The sequence below is a fragment of the Bradyrhizobium sp. 186 genome (genome assembly GCF_023101685.1).
Classification (GTDB): Bacteria; Pseudomonadota; Alphaproteobacteria; order Rhizobiales; family Xanthobacteraceae; genus Bradyrhizobium.
The window spans coordinates 2622790-2639362 of record NZ_CP082164.1 but is presented as its reverse complement, the minus strand read 5'-3'; the positions used below and the strand labels follow the sequence as shown (position 1 = coordinate 2639362).

15 protein-coding genes and 3 pseudogenes are annotated in these 16573 nt (G+C 58.6%); 6 read left to right on the top strand and 12 right to left on the bottom strand.

The features are described from left to right. Positions 1–47 precede the first annotated feature (47 nt). From IVB18_RS12325 to IVB18_RS12315, 3 genes are all read right to left on the bottom strand, one after another. The gene (locus IVB18_RS12325) at positions 48–1589 is read right to left on the bottom strand and encodes a DHA2 family efflux MFS transporter permease subunit (protein ID WP_247989407.1); all 1542 of its coding nucleotides are present in this window, start codon (positions 1587–1589) and stop codon (positions 48–50) included. 1 nt (position 1590) lies between these two features. Next, complete coding sequence (locus IVB18_RS12320) at positions 1591–2724, bottom strand: HlyD family secretion protein (protein ID WP_247989406.1); 1134 nt, start codon at positions 2722–2724, stop codon at positions 1591–1593. Between the two features lie 124 nt (positions 2725–2848). Beyond that, positions 2849–3319 carry a MarR family transcriptional regulator gene (locus IVB18_RS12315; RefSeq protein WP_247991617.1) on the bottom strand — a complete coding sequence of 157 codons (471 nt, stop codon included), beginning with the start codon at positions 3317–3319 and terminating at the stop codon, positions 2849–2851. Positions 3320–3517: 198 nt separating this feature from the next. Between IVB18_RS12315 and IVB18_RS12310 the strand changes: the two genes are divergently transcribed. Continuing rightward, a complete protein-coding gene (locus IVB18_RS12310) occupies positions 3518–4456 on the top strand; it encodes a LysR family transcriptional regulator (RefSeq protein ID WP_247989405.1) in 939 nt (312 codons plus the stop codon). Positions 4457–4494: 38 nt separating this feature from the next. Here IVB18_RS12310 and IVB18_RS12305 read toward each other — a convergent pair whose 3' ends face one another. Then, a complete protein-coding gene (locus IVB18_RS12305) occupies positions 4495–4815 on the bottom strand; it encodes a hypothetical protein (protein WP_247989404.1) in 321 nt (106 codons plus the stop codon). A gap of 528 nt (positions 4816–5343) precedes the next feature. Further along, positions 5344–5568, bottom strand: coding sequence for a PRC-barrel domain containing protein (locus tag IVB18_RS12300; protein ID WP_247989403.1), 225 nt, complete (start codon positions 5566–5568; stop codon positions 5344–5346). Positions 5569–5759: 191 nt separating this feature from the next. On the opposite strand from IVB18_RS12300, the pseudogene IVB18_RS12295 reads away from it, so the two are divergent. Together IVB18_RS12295 and IVB18_RS12290 are read left to right on the top strand one after the other, a co-directional pair. Next, positions 5760–5876: pseudogene (locus IVB18_RS12295) on the top strand (DNA-binding protein); the annotation flags it as partial. Positions 5877–6105: 229 nt separating this feature from the next. After that, positions 6106–7477 (top strand): annotated as a pseudogene (locus IVB18_RS12290) (IS110 family transposase). 240 nt (positions 7478–7717) lie between these two features. Here IVB18_RS12290 and IVB18_RS12285 read toward each other — a convergent pair. From IVB18_RS12285 to IVB18_RS12270, 4 genes and pseudogenes are all read right to left on the bottom strand, one after another. Further along, a complete protein-coding gene (locus tag IVB18_RS12285) occupies positions 7718–8467 on the bottom strand; it encodes a hypothetical protein (protein ID WP_247989402.1) in 750 nt (249 codons plus the stop codon). Beyond that, positions 8464–8880, bottom strand: coding sequence for a phage holin family protein (locus tag IVB18_RS12280; RefSeq protein WP_346732623.1), 417 nt, complete (start codon positions 8878–8880; stop codon positions 8464–8466). The genes IVB18_RS12285 and IVB18_RS12280 overlap by 4 nt, the downstream gene beginning before the upstream one ends. After that, positions 8840–9118, bottom strand: a pseudogene (locus IVB18_RS12275) (YtxH domain-containing protein); the annotation flags it as partial. The pseudogene IVB18_RS12275 and the gene IVB18_RS12280, both read right to left, overlap by 41 nt. A 46-nt stretch (positions 9119–9164) precedes the next feature. Beyond that, entirely contained in the window at positions 9165–9827 is a 663-nt protein-coding gene (locus IVB18_RS12270) for a hypothetical protein (protein WP_247989401.1), read from the bottom strand. Positions 9828–10360: 533 nt separating this feature from the next. On the opposite strand from IVB18_RS12270, the gene IVB18_RS12265 reads away from it, so the two are divergent. Beyond that, positions 10361–11506: an IS630 family transposase gene (locus tag IVB18_RS12265; protein WP_247989400.1), complete on the top strand. Its 1146-nt coding sequence runs from the start codon at positions 10361–10363 to the stop codon at positions 11504–11506. Positions 11507–11901: 395 nt separating this feature from the next. On the opposite strand, the gene IVB18_RS12260 is transcribed toward IVB18_RS12265, so the two are convergent. From IVB18_RS12260 to IVB18_RS12250, 3 genes are all read right to left on the bottom strand, one after another. Further along, positions 11902–12750, bottom strand: coding sequence for a YihY/virulence factor BrkB family protein (locus IVB18_RS12260; protein ID WP_247989399.1), 849 nt, complete (start codon positions 12748–12750; stop codon positions 11902–11904). A 223-nt stretch (positions 12751–12973) separates the two neighbouring features. Further along, on the bottom strand, positions 12974–13150 hold the full coding sequence (locus IVB18_RS12255; protein ID WP_247991615.1) for a DUF3606 domain-containing protein: 177 nt from the start codon (positions 13148–13150) through the stop codon (positions 12974–12976). A 381-nt stretch (positions 13151–13531) separates the two neighbouring features. Further along, on the bottom strand, positions 13532–13927 hold the full coding sequence (locus IVB18_RS12250) for a PRC-barrel domain-containing protein (RefSeq protein WP_247989398.1): 396 nt from the start codon (positions 13925–13927) through the stop codon (positions 13532–13534). 197 nt (positions 13928–14124) lie between these two features. Here IVB18_RS12250 and IVB18_RS12245 point away from each other — a divergent pair, with 197 nt between their 5' ends. Together IVB18_RS12245 and IVB18_RS12240 are read left to right on the top strand one after the other, a co-directional pair. Then, positions 14125–15621 (top strand): PAS domain S-box protein, encoded by a 1497-nt coding sequence (locus IVB18_RS12245; RefSeq protein WP_247989397.1) that lies wholly within the window; start codon positions 14125–14127, stop codon positions 15619–15621. A gap of 245 nt (positions 15622–15866) precedes the next feature. Continuing rightward, complete coding sequence (locus IVB18_RS12240; protein ID WP_247989396.1) at positions 15867–16370, top strand: ferritin-like domain-containing protein; 504 nt, start codon at positions 15867–15869, stop codon at positions 16368–16370. Positions 16371–16573 lie beyond the last annotated feature (203 nt).

The window sequence follows — 16573 nt, the reverse complement described above, 5'->3', positions numbered from 1 at the left end:
CCTTCAGACTTGGACGGCTCCAGCGACCCCTGGAGGGCAAACGCCTTTCATTCCATCACCATTGCATGGTCGTCGCCTTCCGCGGACGGCGCGCTACGCAGCAGCAGGACAAGAGGGATCGCGGCAAGCGAGAGGATCATCATCAACTTGAAATCGTTGATGTAGCTGATGATGGAAGCCTGCGTTTGGATGACTTGATCGAGCGCCGCGCGTCCGCTTGCGGTCCAGGGACTCATGGCTTGCCGCACAATGCCGTTGTCGAAGGCGTGATTGAAGGCCGTGACATGGCCTGCGATGGTCGCGTGATTGACCTGATTGTTTCTGGTCAGCAGATAGGAGACCACCGATATTCCGACGCTGGAACCTACATTGCGCGACAGGTTGTAGAGACCCGTACCGTCGGCGCGCTGCTCGGCCGGGAGCGTGGCGAACGTAACGGTCGTTAACGGGACAAAAAGGAAGCCAAGTCCTGCCCCCTGGATGAATCCGGTCACTGCGATCGTCCACTGCGAGACGTTCGGATTCCATCCGGTCATGTCGTACATGGCCCAGGCCGTCAGCAGCAGTCCGGTCATGAGCAGCAACCTAATATCGATCCGGCCGATCAGGCGGCCGACCAGGAACATGCAAGCCATCGTGCCGATACCGCGCGGGCCCATGACGATCCCTGCGGTCACCACGGGATAACCCATCAGCGTCTGCAAATAGGGTGTCAACAACGCCAGGGAAGCGAGATAGGTTATCCCAACGATGAAGATGAACAGCACGCCGACCGAGAAATTTCGATCGAGAAACAGCTTCGGATTCACGAAGGAGTTTTTCGCCGTAAAGGTGTGGACAAGGAAGATGTAAAGCGCCGATGCGCAGACGACCGCCTCGATCAAAATTTCAAAGGAAGAGAACCAGTCGAGTTGCGCGCCCCGGTCCAGAAACACCTGCATGGCGGCAATGGCGAGGCTCAAGCTGCCAAATCCGAGCCAGTCAAGCTTCGCTGCCGCGCTGGTCTTGGTCTCCCTCAGAAAGAACGATATGCCAGCGAACGCGAGCACGCCCAACGGCACGTTGATGTAGAATACCCATCGCCAGCTATAATGGTCGGTCAACCAGCCGCCGATCACCGGCCCCAGCACCGGCCCCACCATCACCGACACTCCGAACACGGCCATGGCAGACCCGCGTTCTTCGACCGTATAAATGTCAAGCAGAACGGACTGGCCGAGCGGAACGAGCGCCGCGCCGAAGAACCCCTGCAGCAACCGGAACGCCACGATTTCGACCAGCGATTGCGCAATTCCGCACAGCACGGATGCAACCACGAAACCGACGACGGCCGCCATCAGCACCCGCTTGCGGCCGAACCTGTTGGCAAGAAACCCCGATGGCGGGGTCATGATGGCCGCGGCCACGATATAGGAGGTCAGCACCCAGTTGATCTGATCCGCGCTCGCCGACACGCTGCCCTGCATATAGGGCAGCGCGACGTTGGCGATCGTCGTATCCAGCGCCTGCATGATGACGGCGAGGATGACACACAACGTAACCGCGGCCCGGTTGATCGGCTGCGGAGTAATTGCTGCGGCATCAGCCATTTCAGCCCCCCGATCCAAAGAGATCGGTTATGAAACCGGGAAATCCGCGGGCGCGTCCGGTGTCGACATTCACCTCCACGCTCATGCCGACGCGCAGCGGTGGCTTCCCGGGCGCATTGGTGACGCTGACACGCATCGGTATCCGCTGCACGACCTTGACCCAGTTACCGCTGGTATTCTCCGCCGGCAGCAACGAAAAGCTCGATGCCGATGCTGGGCTGATGCTGTCGACGGTGCCGGTCCATTGCTGGCCCGGATAGCTGTCAACCTCGACCAACGCCTTCTGCCCAGCCTTGACGTAGGTCAGTTCGGTTTCCTTCGGGCTGGCCTGAACCCAGACGCGATCGGCCGAGACAATGTTGAACGCGGTCGCGGCGGCGGCTAGGTATTGGCCGGGCTGTAACGATGGCACGTTGGTCACAATGCCCGCAAAAGGCGCGTGGACCACTGTGTGCGCAAGCTGGCGCGCCGCCTCGTCTCGCGCCGCCACCGCATCCCTGTATTTGGGATGGCTTTCGATCGGCGCATCGGGGTCGCCATTCAGGTTGGCGGCGATGCCGGTCAGCTGTTGTTGCAGCGAGGCGAGCTTTTGCTGCGACCCTTGCAGGGTGTTGCGCGCGGCATCGTAGGTTGCCTTTGGAGTAAAGTTGTTGGCGATCAATTGCTCCTGGCGCTGGAAGTTGACCATGTTGAAGTCGACATCTTTCTGCGCCTGCTCGACCTGGGCCTGCATGTTGCGGTAGCTGGACTGAAGCGCGACGAGATCGTTGCGGGTATTTCCGATCTGAGCCTCGGCGCGGTCTAGCGCCAGTTGAAACTGCAAAGGGTCCAGCTTGAACAGGATGTCGCCCTTGGCAACCTTTTGATTGTCGTGAGCCAAAACTTGCGTGACGATGCCGGCCACGTCGGTCGACAACCCGACCATGTCGGCCTGGACGTACGCATTATCCGTCGACATTACGGCGCCGCCGGTCACATAAAAGTAGCCGCCCACGACAAGCGCCACCGGCAGCAGCGCAAACATCAGCGGGCGCCGCATTGATTTCCTGGGCGCCGGGGCGGGCGCCGCGACCTGGCGGCCGTGCGGTTCTCCGGGCGGCATGGCTTCGGGCTTGCGAGCTTCCGGGCGCGGCATCTCTGCTTCCGCCGTGCCAGGCCGTTCGTTTGCAATCGACGGATTGCGGTCGAGCCGATGAACGTTCGCCTCGACGGCGCGCGCGTTTGCATCCCCGGCATTGGCGGGATTGATCCCTTTCAGATTAGCCATGGTTTACTCTCTTTGATTCCGCAACCTGCGCATCGCAAGCGTCCGTCAGATTTGCTTTCAGAGTCTGCAGTGTCTTCAACAAGCGCTCGGTGTCGGCTTCCGGAACTTCGGCCAGCGCTTCCCCGCGGGTGACCTCGCCGAGCCTGCGTAGCTGCGACAGTTTCGGACGGGCGGCGGACGTCAGGTGAAGCAGCCAGGCCCGCCGGTCGGACGGATCCGGACGCCGCTCGATCAAACCCCGCGTCTGAAGCTTGTCGATGATGCGGCCAAGCGTGATCGGTTCGATTTCCAACAGGTCAGCCAAGCCGCATTGGTTGATGCCCTCGTTGTTCGCCAGATAGGCCAGCACCTGCCACTGCGACCGCGTCAAGCCGGAGTCTCGCGCGTTCTGCTCAAAGCGTCTCCGCAGCAATCGCGCGACCTCGTGGAGCAGAAATCCAAGTGTCGGCGCATTCGATTCCACGGCGGTTCCATTCGTAAGCTTGCTTATGATAAGCTTGACATCGTATCTTTCCAGCGCTGCAAGCTCCTCATCACGCATTTGGGAAGTCTGTAATTTTTGGGGCGGGATGATCCGGTTCCAGTGCTGCTCAGAATGTTGACGAATGCTGCAAATGAAAATCCCATATTTACTGCATTCGGTGTTGAGAGGAATTCAGCAATGGATCGCGGCAATCTGGTCGATCTGACAGCGTTCGTCGCTGTCGCCGACCGCCTAAGCTTTCGAGCCGCGGCATCGCAGCTCGGTGTTACGCCATCGGCGCTCAGTCATTCGATGCGGCAGCTGGAGGACCGTCTCGGGGTGCGGTTACTCAATCGCACGACGCGCAGCGTATCGGTGACCGATGCCGGCTTGCGGCTGCTCGAGCAACTGCGGCCGGCGATCGATCAGATCGCCGGTGCGATCGAAGGATTGAACGAGACGCGGCAGCGCCCCATGGGGCGGCTGCGGATCTATGCGCTGCACCTGGCCGCGGCGGCGGTCATCGCACCGATCTGGGAACGCTTCCTGTCGACGTACCCGGAAGTCCATCTGGAACTCGCGGTGGGCGAGGCGCCGATCGACCTCGTAGCGAAGGGATTCGACGCCGGGATTGGGCCGCGCGAGCGGGCGCCGGCCGATATGATTGCGGTTCGGGTGATGGGGCCAATGAAGGTGGCGATCGTTGGTGCGCCGGCTTACTTTACGCGTCGGCGGCCGCCACGCGCGCCCGACGATCTCGCCCAGCACAGCTGCATTCAATTTCGCAGGGCGGGTGACGGCACCGTTTTCGTATGGCCGTTCGAGCGCAATCGCCAGTCGCGCCGGCTTTCCGTGGACGGGCGGGTGATGGTCGACGACCCCGGCCTCGCAGTTCGTGCAGCGGTTGACGGGCTGGGCATCGCATACACCATCGAAGCGCTCGCCGAGCCGTTTCTGCGCTCGGGGCAGCTGGTCCGGGTGCTGGAGGACTGGTCGCCGACCGTTGAAGGACTGTTCCTGTATTATCCCGGGCACCGCCAGGTTCCGGCCACGCTGCGCGCCCTCATTGACATGATCCGCTGCGCCCGCTCGAAGCCGGGCAAGAGCTTGCTCAAGAATCCATTTACGAAGCTCTGAGCGCTTCGAGGGCGTGGAAAGTTCGGCCAGGAACGCCGTTACAGCGTTGTGAATGCCCGCAACTCCTCGCGCGCGACTTCGCTGAAGTCCTTGAGCAGATCGATTCCAGATCCCCTCTGCGCCGATTCATGCAATTCGCGAATCGTCTTGCCAGGTGCAAAGTAAGTGTCGATTGTTGCGCGCATGACCTTCTCGGCGCACGCGACGGTTGGCGGCGGCGACTGGAGCCGCATCCTGCTGATCATGGCGTAGAGGGCTACGAATTCCTGAACGTTCGGCTCGTTGCTCACAATGGCTTCACCGTATGCCTTCGATGCCGCGGCGATGAATTCCTTGTAGAGATCGTCTCGCCGCGCCATCTCGCGGGCCGGCTTTCCCTTGCTTGCGCACGTTGGCTCAGCCAGGTCGCGAGTGAGCCGGCCATAGGAAGTAGTGACCATGCTTCACGGCCATCATCAGCAAGATCGGGGGCGGAGACACCTTCGCGGACGCGGCCTGAAGCCTATCCACGGCTGTTGGTGAGAGCCGCCGAGGGGGTGCTCGGCGGCTCGATCGTCGGCGCTGGCTATGAAGGGTTGAAAGGCGTTGGCCGCACATTCCCGGTATCTGGAACGGATACTTGAAGGGCTTCCAGCCCTGCCATCAGTTGATCGCGACGACGGCGAGAAGCAGCGCGAGGCATAAGCTCATTCGGTATTCTCCCCTGCTTCATGGACGCGACGCTCCAACCCCGGGCCCAGAGTTATGCCGGCGGGTTCAAACAACAATCGAGTGTCTGTTGCATGCCTAGCTGAGCGGAATTCAGGAATGGATGACACCGATCGGGCGGACGCTGCGGTGACGAGGATTGGTGCCAGCTCCAGTAGCGGAGCAGCCGTTTAAGACAATCATTCCCCCGCCAGAACTTGCTTTTGCGCGAACTTGATCATCGAAACCGGCCAGCTCCCGGGATGGCCGCGGATGGATATTCGCAGGCCGTGGTCCTCGTCGAGCGGGACAGTTTCCGCCGTCCCCGCCCTTCTGTCGCTGAGGATCGGGGCCTTGGCGACAAGTTCGGCCTCGGCCTCCTTTTGGCGAATGACCGCTTCGCGCCAAGAGCGGTCGGTCGACAAACTTTCAATCTGAGAACAAGCAGTAGCAAGCCTTCCCTGCCGAACATGGTTTCTGCGAGGTCCCTTTCAACATTGGACATTGGTCGAAAAACTCTTCGTGTCCTGTCATCGGACCGCGAGCTAGGATGAGAGCGCGGAATATGATCGTTCCCCTTTGTTCCGGAAGTGTCCGGACGACAAGGAGGGCACATATGTCCGAGCCTATGTTTCTGACGTCCCGTGAAGTTATCGAACGTTATCGCGGCCAGATCAGCGAGGGCACCCTGCGCAACTGGCGTTCGATGAGAGTTGGACCTTCGTTTCTAAAAAACTATGCGCGGCGCTGCGCTCCCCCTGTGGGATAGAAACGGCCGGCGCTAGATTGCCGACCGGAAGGGAGCGGCCGATACGATTTTGGTGGCACGTGACCCCGTTAAAAAACCTGGTCCATGGGTTGTTGCGCACTTGAGAGTGGTGACGCCATCCGGCGATCCCGTTTAGGAATCTGACCAATAGCGCAGCCCAGCCCTTCCGCCGCCGTCAGCAGGAGGATTGGAGATGAGCCCCAAAAGATCGAAGTCGAGGAACGGTGGTAAGATGCCAATGGTGTACTCGAACGCGGCTGCCATCGACGTCGGAGCGACTATGCACATGGCTGCCGTGAGCGCAGATCGCGCACCGGAGCCAGTCCGCAGCTTCGGTACCTTCACGGCCGATCTGCATCGGCTGGTCGACTGGTTTACTGAATGCGGCGTCGAGACCGTCGTCATGGAATCGACCAGCGTGTACTGGATTCCGATTTTCGAGCTTCTCGATGCCCTGGGATTTACCGTGGTTCTTGTCAACGCGCGCGATGCCAAGCACGTACCGGGGCGCAAGACCGATGTCAGCGATGCGCAATGGCTGCAGCGGCTCCATTCGTTCGGGTTGCTGCGGGCCAGCTTTCGGCCCAAAGGGCAGATTGCCGAGCTGCGAGCCTACGTGCGTCAGCGCGAGCGCCTGCTGGAGTACGCGGCCTCACACATCCAGCATATGCAGAAGGCCTTGACGGAGATGAATCTTCAGCTGCACCACGTCGTCGCCGACATCACCGGTGCGACTGGCCTGCGTATCATACGCGCGATCCTTGCTGGCCAGCGCGATCCTGAGGCGCTGGCATGCTTGCGCCATTACAGCTGCCACTCCAGCGCCGAGACGATCGCGAAGGCGCTCACCGGAAGCTACCGCGCCGAGCATCTGTTTGCGCTCGAGCAGGCACTTGCGCTTTATGACGCCTACCACGAGAAGGCATCTGCTTGCGACGCCAAGATCGAAGCCGTGTTGAAGGAACTCATTATCCATAGGGGTCATGATCATGGATCAGCGCCGCCGGTCTCGCGGCGTCGGAACCGAACCGATCAAGCGAATGCTCTAGCTTTCGACGTCCGCGCGTCGTTGTTTGGGCTGCTCGGAAAGGACGTCACCACCATCGACGGCCTCGGTCCTTACCTCTCGCTGAAGCTGATCGCGGAATGCGGTGACGACCTTACCTCATGGCCAAGTGCAAAGCATTTTACTTCCTGGCTGGGGTTGGCGCCGAGCAATAAGGTCTCCGGGGGCAAAATGCTCTCGTCACGAACGCGCCGGTCCGGCGGTCGGGCCGCAGCTCTTCTGCGCCTTGCTGCCGTAACCGTCGGACGCGCTCGGCGCCTTCTATAGAAGACTGTCGTCCCGCATCGGCAAGGCCAAGGCAGTCACCGCGACGGCCCGCAAGATCGCAGTCCTGTTCTACAACGCTGTCCGTCACGGAATGGACTACGTCGATCCCGGCGCCTCGTCCTACGAGACGCGCTACCGTACGCGAGTGGTCAACAATTTGCACAGACGTGCCAAGGCATTCGGCTTTGTTCTCCAGCCCTTGGAGCCGAAAGTAGGTGCTGCCGTTTCTTAGGAATCGGCAAGGCCGTTCTCTACCCGCTTGAGGAACTCGATCGGTGGGACCGCCGAAACCTCATCGTCTGCCGGCCCTTCAGACCGATCCTGATCGATGAGGTCAGTGCTGAGCGGGCGCCATCATCGACCACACAAACGAACGCAACGGTCCTAACTTGCAGCCTCAACGGATGCGACAGGTAGAAGCTATCCGCGGTGTTCGCAGCGCCTGAGCAAATCAAACTTTTGCTCTTGCCTATCATGATTTGGTCGGGGTCACCCGCTCGGATACGCCCTTGCACGCCGCATCGACGACGCGGCCGACTCTTGTCGAGAAATCTCCGACCGCCGATTTCGCTCCCTCTACGGTGAGGCCCTGTTTGCGGGCTTCCTCAGTGACGTTGCCCATCACGCTTTCTGAAAGCGTCGTCGCGCGAGCGGTTTGTTCAGTGGCGAACTCGGCGGCCTTCGCTTTAACGGTCTCGCTGGTATCGCCGAGGTAAACGACTTCAACTTCACTCGAAGGCAGGGCGGCTGCAATGCCCGCGCCGATCGCGAGCCCGATCGCGCCCAGCGCCAATGGCCGGGTCCTGATTAGCTCAGTCAAGTTGGAGCGGGCCGTGTCGAACATCTCTGCCCCGGCACCAGGAATAGATCTGGCATAATCGGAAGCAGCGTCGGAATAATCCCGTCCGAAGCGAGTTGCACTATCGAGAGCGTCCGCGCCATCGTCTCGCAGAGCGTCCTTTGCTGACGTGACGTGCTCGCCGATCGAACCGGCGCCGGACCTAAAGGTCGAACGGGCGGCTTCAAAAGCATTGCCGGCCGCATCTGGAATGCGGTCAAAGCCGGTGCGTCGGACAAAATCCGCGGCCCGTTCAACAGGTCGGCTGCCGGTGAAGAGCCAGAATACACCCAGTCCGATCAGCGCAGCGGATAAGGGATTCTTGCGCGCGGCACTGCCCAGATCCCGAAAGAAGTCCGATCCTTTTTCCGAAATATCACTCATCGTACCATCTCCTTCGCCGCGGCCTTGTCGCGTTGCACCTGATCAAGAGTGACCGAAGGCTTGAGAGCATCACCGGAAAGCCGGCTCAATCCGATTCCTATCAACGTTCCCGAAACTAGCGCCGCGCCTGCTCCTGTGAACAGATAGGCGACGGGCTCAGAAAACCCGCCCCGTATCAATGCCGCCGAAAGCGCGAACAACAGCAGCACCAGCGCCGGTATCAGGATTACCGCGCCCGCGCCGATCATGGCGGCAGCCCGGCCGACCTGGTTTACCTTTTCCGAGAGCTCCACCCGAGCGAGTTCGAACTCGTTGCCAACGAGTTTGGCAAGCTGTCCGACGGCGTCGCTGAAAAGCTCCGGTATCGACCGGCTACTTTGTGAACTCATCGCGATACCCGTTGTTATCTGCATTCGATTGCCTCGCACTGTTCCGCGCAACGGTGTTTCCGTCGCTAAAGTCAGATCCACCGCCTTCGGAAGTCTCCGCTGAACTCCTTAAAAACCGGACGACGCCAAAGCCGGCCAGCACAGCCATTCCTAGGAACGCCGCCGGCTGCCGACGCGCAAACGACTGTGCGCCTCGCAGCAGGTCGTTAAAGTTGCCCGTCCTGATCGAGTCGGAAACCCCTTCGACTTGCGATGCCGCCTTCCCAAACATTCAGGAGCACGGATCAAACGGGATCGGGCACGGCATCTCATGGCTTCGAAAAAGCCGCCACCGCGGCAAAGACCGTGACCGACCAAGCACTTTCCGCCGGGCGCGACTTGAAGGACAAGGCGATCGATATGGCCGGGTCTTCCTCGGAAGCGATCAAGGGCCACACCTCGGACTTCGTCGATGCCGCGAAAGACGTCGCATCGCAGGCAACCGGCAAGCTCAAGCAGACGGTCGACGTCTTCGCCGCGGATGCTGACTCTTCAACTTGATTTCCGAAATCATGGGCCCGACGGCCGACCTCATCCGAAAGGTCGGACACTACTTCGGATACCTTCTGCTTTGCAGTCTGCCCGGTCTTGGAGCCGGCGAAGAACAGGCCCGCGCCCACCATCAGCACCGGCAAGGGTATAGTTCGCGCCAGCCGCAGCAGTGGATATGCGACGCTTGCTCCGACCGCCACGGCCTGCATCGGATTCCTGCGGGCGGCGGCAGTAACGTCGTTTAGCAGCCGCTCACCCCTACTTTTGATGTAGTCGGACACCTCGGCCTTGATGGCGTCGGGACTGATGCGCTGGCGGATGTCGCTCGCGGTCTCCGCCACGCTAGTACGGAGCTGCTCGACGATATCGGTCAGGCCGGCCCGCGTTTGCTCTGTTTCGCGTTTGATCTGCTGCAGCGAGCGGGTGTCGGTCTGTGGCATGACGCAATCCTCTTACGAACTGTTTGAATTGAAGCCTGAACTCCATGATGGCATTAGTTCCCGACGCTTCCGGAGCGACACTTGCCGCGGCCTAATCGTCCTCCATCGCCGTGGTAGGTCGGCTACGCGGGCATTGATGCTTCGCGCTTAAGTGCGTCCGCGACGACAAGGCCCCCACAATCGTCTAGCCGGCCCAATCCGGGAACGGAAAAGACCGGCTTTCCGAAATCAATACGCCTGAGGTAAGGACGGGCCCCGCAATTCCACAAGTTGAGAAAATACTAGAAGAATTGGTGCTTTGAGACTGCCTCACTTCTCGCGTCGTTTCCTTTTGACGACTCTATTGCGCCTAAACGTTGGCTCGGTCTTTGCCAAACACCTCGACGTACCGTTAAGGTGGACGGCATGGCCTGAGATTGACTCGCTTTGCTGAGGGCAAACTAGACGACCGATTCCATGAAATTGGCACTGATGGAACGGATGGTTTGTTGCGGGATTCCTCGTTTGTGTTTGGCTGAACGAGGAGTGGCGTCATGGCGAAGTGGCGGCAAGCGGTCGAGTTGGCGCTGACCGATGAGGAGGCTGAAGTGTTGACGGCTCTTTCGCGGTCGAGGACGGAACCGGCGAGCCGGGTGTCGCGGGCAGCGATGCTGCTCGCCTACCTCGAACAGCCATCGTTCTTTGCCGTGGGACAACGGCTTCGCGTGCACCATCAGACGGTCCAACGCTGCGTCGAGCGAGCCGTGGCGTACGGCGCACTGGCGGCACTCGACGACCGACCGCGACCGGGCAGGGAGCCGGTGATCACGCCTGAGGCCAAGGCCTGGTTGGTGTCTTTGGCGTGCGACAAGGCCAAGGAGCACGGCTATCCACACGAGCTGTGGACGACGCGGCTTTTGGCCCGTCATGCGCGCAAGCACGGACCGGCGGCGGGGCACGAATGTCTCGCCCGTCTGGTTCAAGGCACGGTGTGCAAGCTTCTCGGCCAAGAGGCAATCAAGCCGCACAAGGTGCGCTACTATCTTGAAAATCGCGACGCCGCGTTCGAACAGAAGATGGCGGAGGTTCTGTGCGTCTATCGTGAAGTCGATGTCCTGAAAAAAGCCCCTGCCAGATCCAAGAAGCGGGGAAAACCGGTGGCGATCGTCTCTTGCGACGAGAAGCCGGGAATTCAGGCCATCGCGACCACGGCGCCGGATTTGCCGCCTGAGCCCGGCATCCACGCCACCTTTGCGCGGGATCATGAGTACAAACGCCATGGCACGCTCAGCCTGTTGGCCGGGATAGATCTGCTCACCGGAAAGGTCCACGCGCTCGTCAGAGATCGCCACCGCAGCCGCGAGTTCATCGAATTCCTCAAGCTTCTCGATGCCGCCTATCCGGCCAGCACCGCGATCAAGCTGATCCTCGACAATCATTCGGCACACATCTCGAGGGAAACCAGAGCCTGGCTCGACACCCGACCGGCAGGCCGCTTCGGCTTCACGTTCACGCCAAAGCACGGCTCCTGGCTCAACCTCATCGAGGGCTTCTTCTCCAAGTTTGCCCGCTCTGTCCTGCGTCACATCCGAGTGACATCAAAGCACGCACTCAAGGGACGCATCATGGCCGGCATCGACGACGTCAATCGCCATCCCGTCATCCACACCTGGTCCTATAAGCTTGCCGATGCAGCCTGATATGATTCGAACCATGGAAACGCTGACCTAGTATCAACGCCGATTGTCCAAGACGTTGAATGCCTCGTCATCTGACGGGCCGGCCGGCTTATCGGCGGCGATCTATTTGGTTCGCTACTGTCGAAAATTAGCGTGGTGGAAAGTGGCGGCAGTCGCTGCTTCCCTCATTCCCGAAAGCCAAAGCTATCCAGGATTTGCGGAAGGTATTGGGGGCGAGACACGTTGCGGGTTTTGCAGACACCGGCCGAAACATATGGTGTATCGATCGGCCATCGTCGCGTGTACTAACTGAATCTGACACGTCACAGCTTACAAATCGATATCCGTTGGTGTGCACAGTTGATCCAATTGCGGCGCGGAAAGACACCGGCGAGGAGAAACGCGAAGTGAAACAGCTAAACCCTGGAAGCATCGTCAGACTTAGCGCGGTAGGAATACGCTTTAGTGAATTCAGCGCCGAGCAAAAAAATCTGAGCTGAGTAATACACCCAGAGCAACATGACGATCAGCGCCCCTGCGGCACCATAAGCAGAAGCCACCGCGCTGCTGCCGATATACCAGCCAATTAGCGACTTTCCAGCGGTGAACAAGAACGACGTCACGATGGCTCCAACGATCACGTCACGCCAGTCGATATGTTTGTCCGGCAGAACTTTGTAGATTGTTGCGAACAAGATCGAAATTAGCAGAAGAGATATCACCGCGTTCACAATCGTAAGGATGACCTGGCCAAACGGAAAAACAGAGTTCAGGTAATCGCCAAATGCGGACAGCCCCGCACTTATCACCAACGATACCATCAAGAGAAATCCCAACGAGACCACAAGCCCTAAGCCGGCCGCGCGCGCCCTAATCAAACGGGATATCGGTGTTCCCGTCGGGTCTGCTTTCCAGATGACGTTAAGCGCCGCTTGCATTTCACCGAATACGCCTGAAGCGGTAACGATAACCATGACCACCCCTACAACGGTGGCGATCTTGCCGGAGGTCTTACTCTGCGCGCTCGCGAGAGCGGTCTGTAGAATTTCGGCACTTTGTTGGCCGATCAGGCCACTTAGCTGAGCAATAATTCCGTTTTGCGCAGCCTCCCGCCCGAAAACCACGCCTGCGATCGCGACGACGATCAGCAGAACCGGAGCAATTGACGTCACCGTGTAAAAGGCTATTGCCGCGCCCCTTCCAAGCGCCTCGTCATTGATGAATGCAGTAACCGTGGTCTTCAACAGACGCCAGGCTTTTTGCACGAGTTATACCCACCCGGTCATTTTTCGATGGTTACCAACGCTTGTCGGCAACGTTCAGCACGCATTCTCCATTCAACGATCGATTTCCTCAGCTCAATTTTCGTAATCCGGCATCCAAGGGCGATTGTTGCGCATCATACGTCCTCGATGAAAGCAAAAACGTGCTGCTTTTAATATGCGATACTTTCCTATCATGATGGCAATTCTGCCCATGGCGATGCCACTATTTCTCGAGCTCTTTCTTCACGGCCGCAGCCGAATTGCCGACCTTGTCGACGGCGCGCTGCAGCTCTTCCTTCGAAACTCCAAGATGTTTGATCCAGTGACGGACCTCAAAAGCCTCATTCATCGCAATCTTCGATCGGTCCGGCTGGCCTTTCTTTGAGAGATTGTCCGGCATCGCATTTCTCCTGTTCCACGCCTTTGACGGCTTTTTCGTTTGGTACCATCGATCTTCGTGGTCATAATCAAAGCGATTTCTTTCTAGTTCGCGGAACCCAAGATCAAGCTCGGCGATGCGTTTTCGAAGCTGGGCGGGTGTTTGGTCAGCATTGAAACTACCGGAGCGATTCTTGGATAGGTTCTTCTCCGGCCCTTCAACTCCCCTTTGATAGGACCACGCGGATTCTTCGCGCGCGCTTCCTTCGGATCCAGGGGTGGTCGTTTTTCGTGCGCTCGGACTCCTTTTCCTCATGCCCATCAACAACGTTCCCAGCAATCCGATGCGCGCGAACACCATCGATGGCTCGCCATCCTCGGCTGCGCGGCGAGCAACAGCGGATCAGAGACTGCGGTGCGAGCTGCCGTAATAATCGTCGATCTGACGCACATAACTGTGATCGGCCCAGCTCGGCTCCTGTCCTTGCACAAAGATGGGCGCCTTCTCCAGCATCTCCTTGTTAACATCGACGACGTACCCGCTTTGGGATTCGTCGTAGTCGAGCATGCTCCAGGGAACCGGATGGTAACTATTTCCAATGCCCAGGAACCCGCCGAATGACATCACCGCATACGCAACATCGCCCGAACGCTTGTCGATCATCACGTCATAGACGGAGCCGAGAGCTTCGCCTTGACGGTTATAGACCGCTGTCCCCTCGACCTTGCTGGCTGCGATAAGAGTTCGTGTCTCACTCCGAGAAGCGTCGCCTTCGCGTCCGCGATTTGAACTTTGCAAAACTGCCTCCTCTTGATCCCTAAGTGTGGAGGACGAAAATGAGTTCGTCGTCCTGATTAAGGCTATTTAGATGCCGGCACCCTGGATGTCACTGGCAAGAAAGGACTAAGCTAAGTAGTAAAAACAACCCTTTCCCTAAGGAGCCCGGCGGCGATGCTTCGTCCCTAACGAGCAAACGTGAACCGTGGAGCTTGCAGATGCGCCCAGTCAGCCCGCGTCGTGACCGCAGCCAGTTGCAGCAGATCGTATCTGGAGTGAGCGAAGGGATAATCATCATAGATCCGGATCGGACCATCGTCTGGGCTAATGATGCGGCACTTGCCATGCATGGTGCCGATAAGCTGGCAGATCTCGGCAAGAACGTTGAAACGTACCGAAAACGGTTCCGGCTACGGTACCGTAACAATCATCCTCTCAGCCGTGGCGAGTACCCCATCGAGCGTGTGATCGCCGGCGAGCGCTTCGACGATGTCACCGTCCAAGTGACCCGCGTTCGAAACCAAGATCAAGCATGGGTCCACCAAATTCGAAGCCTTGTCATCACAGAAAGGTCAGGTGAACCGGACTGCTTTATTCTGATCACCCGTGATGTCACGGAGCAGTATGAGGCGGAGAAGAGGTTCGAAGCAGCGTTCAACGCGAACCCTGCTCCCGCGATCATTTGCCGTCTTGCCGACCTTCGGTACGTGAAAGTCAATCAAGGCTTCACCGAGATGACAGGGTACCCGAGTGAAAAGATCATTGGCCGTTCAATTAGCGATATCGATGTTTTGGCCGACGCGGAGCAAAGACAGTTAGCGCTCGAGCGCCTCAAGGAAGGCCGAACGATTCCCCAAATGGAGGCTCACATTCCGCTACCTGGAAGGACTCAAAAATTCGTCATCGTCGCCGGCCAGCCGATCGAGATGGACGACGAGAACTGCATGCTCTTTACCTTTGCGGATATCGATTCGCGCAAGAAGGCAGAGACCGCGCTGCGCCAAAGCGAAGAGCGTTTCGCGACATCCTTTCGGCTCGCGCCCGTGCCGGCCACAATCGCCAACCTTGCAGGATTCAAGATTCTTGAAGTGAACGAGGCGTTTCGACAGATCACCGGTTATACGGAGGAGGAGGTTATCGGTCGTGGTGCGACTGAGATACACCTGTGGGTTGACAGGGTTGCACAGCAGCAATTCGAGAAAGCCCTGGAAGAGACGGGAAGCATTCGCAACCTAGACCTTCAAATGAAAGCCAAGGATGGAACGATCTTGGATTGTCTTGTCTCATCCGAAATCGTGAGGATCAATGATTGGCGGTGCGTTCTTTGCGTGATGCTTGACATCACAGAACGCAAGCGATCCGAGGAAGAGCTGATCGAAGCGATTGAGGCGGTCATGCAAGATACTTCGTGGCTCAGTCGAACCATTGTCGAAAAGCTTGCCGCGCTTCGTCAATCGTCACGTGCTTCACGTTCCACCGCAGATCTGGACGACCTGACCGATCGTGAGCGTGAGATCTTAGGGTTGATTTGTGAGGGTATGACGGACGCGCAAATGAGCGCAACGTTGAGCCTCTCGAAAAACACGGTTCGAAATCACGTTGCCTCGCTTTACCGTAAGCTCGGAGTCAATCGGCGCGGCGCGGCTATTATTTGGGGACGCGAACGCGGAATTACGCGCAATAGAGTCGTCAAAAGGAAACGACGCGAGAAGTGAGGCAGTCTCAAAGCATCAACTCTTCTAGTATTTTCTAAACTTGTGGAATTGCATTGCCCGTCGTTATCTCGGGGCAAGCCCGGACAGGCGCAGAGCCGGCCGCGGAGAGATAGGCGAACCGCTTACGTCACCGCCTCCGAGAGGGTGGCTTACCAGCCAATGGGGTTGCGTGTTTCGGGCCAGCGTTGCACCGCGGACTTTCGGCTGTCGACAGGATGACTCGGGTTAGCACAAAGGAGTGAGCAATGGCTGCCAGACCAAAGACTCAGAAGACGCTCGAAGATCTATTTTACGAAACACTCAAGGATATCCATTTCGCCGAAAAGCAGATCCTGCGGGCCTTGCCGAAGATGGCGAAAGCTGCTGATTCTGAAGATCTGAGGAAGGCGTTTGAAACGCACCGCGATGAAACAGAAGGACACATAGAGCGTCTAGTCCAGATTTTCGAATTGATCGAAAAGCCCGCGCGGACGAAGACCTGTGATGCTGTCCTCGGCATTGTCGAGGAAGGCAAAGAGGTAATGGAGGATTTCGAAGGGTCGGAGGCTCTGGATGCCGGCCTTCTGGCTGGTGCTCAGGCCGTCGAGCATTACGAGATCTCGCGCTATGGAACACTTAAAACCTGGGCCTCGCAGCTTGGGCTGCGGGATGTTGCAGAGCTGCTCGATAAAACGCTGCAAGAAGAAAAGAAGACGGATGATCTGCTCAGCCAGCTTGCAAAACAAGCGATCAATCGGAAAGCCGCCTGAGCCATCTCAGAAACCCCGCTGCCCGTTTCGGGGCTCCACCCAGGAGGATCATCATGGGCCGTAGCGTACTTCTTTGGCTAATCGGAGTTCCCATCCCGGTGATTATCCTGCTGTGGTTCTTGATGCGCTGAGGCGTCAAAATCCTCGGAGCCTGCTGCAGTACGGAGGGTGGACAACAAGCTCCTCGCGGCACTACCACACGA

What these genes read in the sequence shown, in the direction of transcription:
- IVB18_RS12325 (WP_247989407.1), bottom strand. Translation starts at nt 1,589, where the DNA reads ATGGCTGATGCCGCAGCAATTACTCCGCAGCCGATCAACCGGGCCGCG.
- IVB18_RS12320 (WP_247989406.1), bottom strand. Translation starts at nt 2,724, where the DNA reads ATGCCGCGCCCGGAAGCTCGCAAGCCCGAAGCCATGCCGCCCGGAGAA.
- IVB18_RS12310 (WP_247989405.1), top strand. Translation starts at nt 3,518, where the DNA reads ATGGATCGCGGCAATCTGGTCGATCTGACAGCGTTCGTCGCTGTCGCC.
- IVB18_RS12305 (WP_247989404.1), bottom strand. Translation starts at nt 4,815, where the DNA reads ATGGCGCGGCGAGACGATCTCTACAAGGAATTCATCGCCGCGGCATCG.
- IVB18_RS12285 (WP_247989402.1), bottom strand. Translation starts at nt 8,467, where the DNA reads ATGAGTGATATTTCGGAAAAAGGATCGGACTTCTTTCGGGATCTGGGC.
- IVB18_RS12280 (WP_346732623.1), bottom strand. Translation starts at nt 8,880, where the DNA reads ATGCAGATAACAACGGGTATCGCGATGAGTTCACAAAGTAGCCGGTCG.
- IVB18_RS12270 (WP_247989401.1), bottom strand. Translation starts at nt 9,827, where the DNA reads ATGCCACAGACCGACACCCGCTCGCTGCAGCAGATCAAACGCGAAACA.
- IVB18_RS12265 (WP_247989400.1), top strand. Translation starts at nt 10,361, where the DNA reads ATGGCGAAGTGGCGGCAAGCGGTCGAGTTGGCGCTGACCGATGAGGAG.
- IVB18_RS12255 (WP_247991615.1), bottom strand. Translation starts at nt 13,150, where the DNA reads ATGCCGGACAATCTCTCAAAGAAAGGCCAGCCGGACCGATCGAAGATT.
- IVB18_RS12245 (WP_247989397.1), top strand. Translation starts at nt 14,125, where the DNA reads ATGCGCCCAGTCAGCCCGCGTCGTGACCGCAGCCAGTTGCAGCAGATC.
- IVB18_RS12240 (WP_247989396.1), top strand. Translation starts at nt 15,867, where the DNA reads ATGGCTGCCAGACCAAAGACTCAGAAGACGCTCGAAGATCTATTTTAC.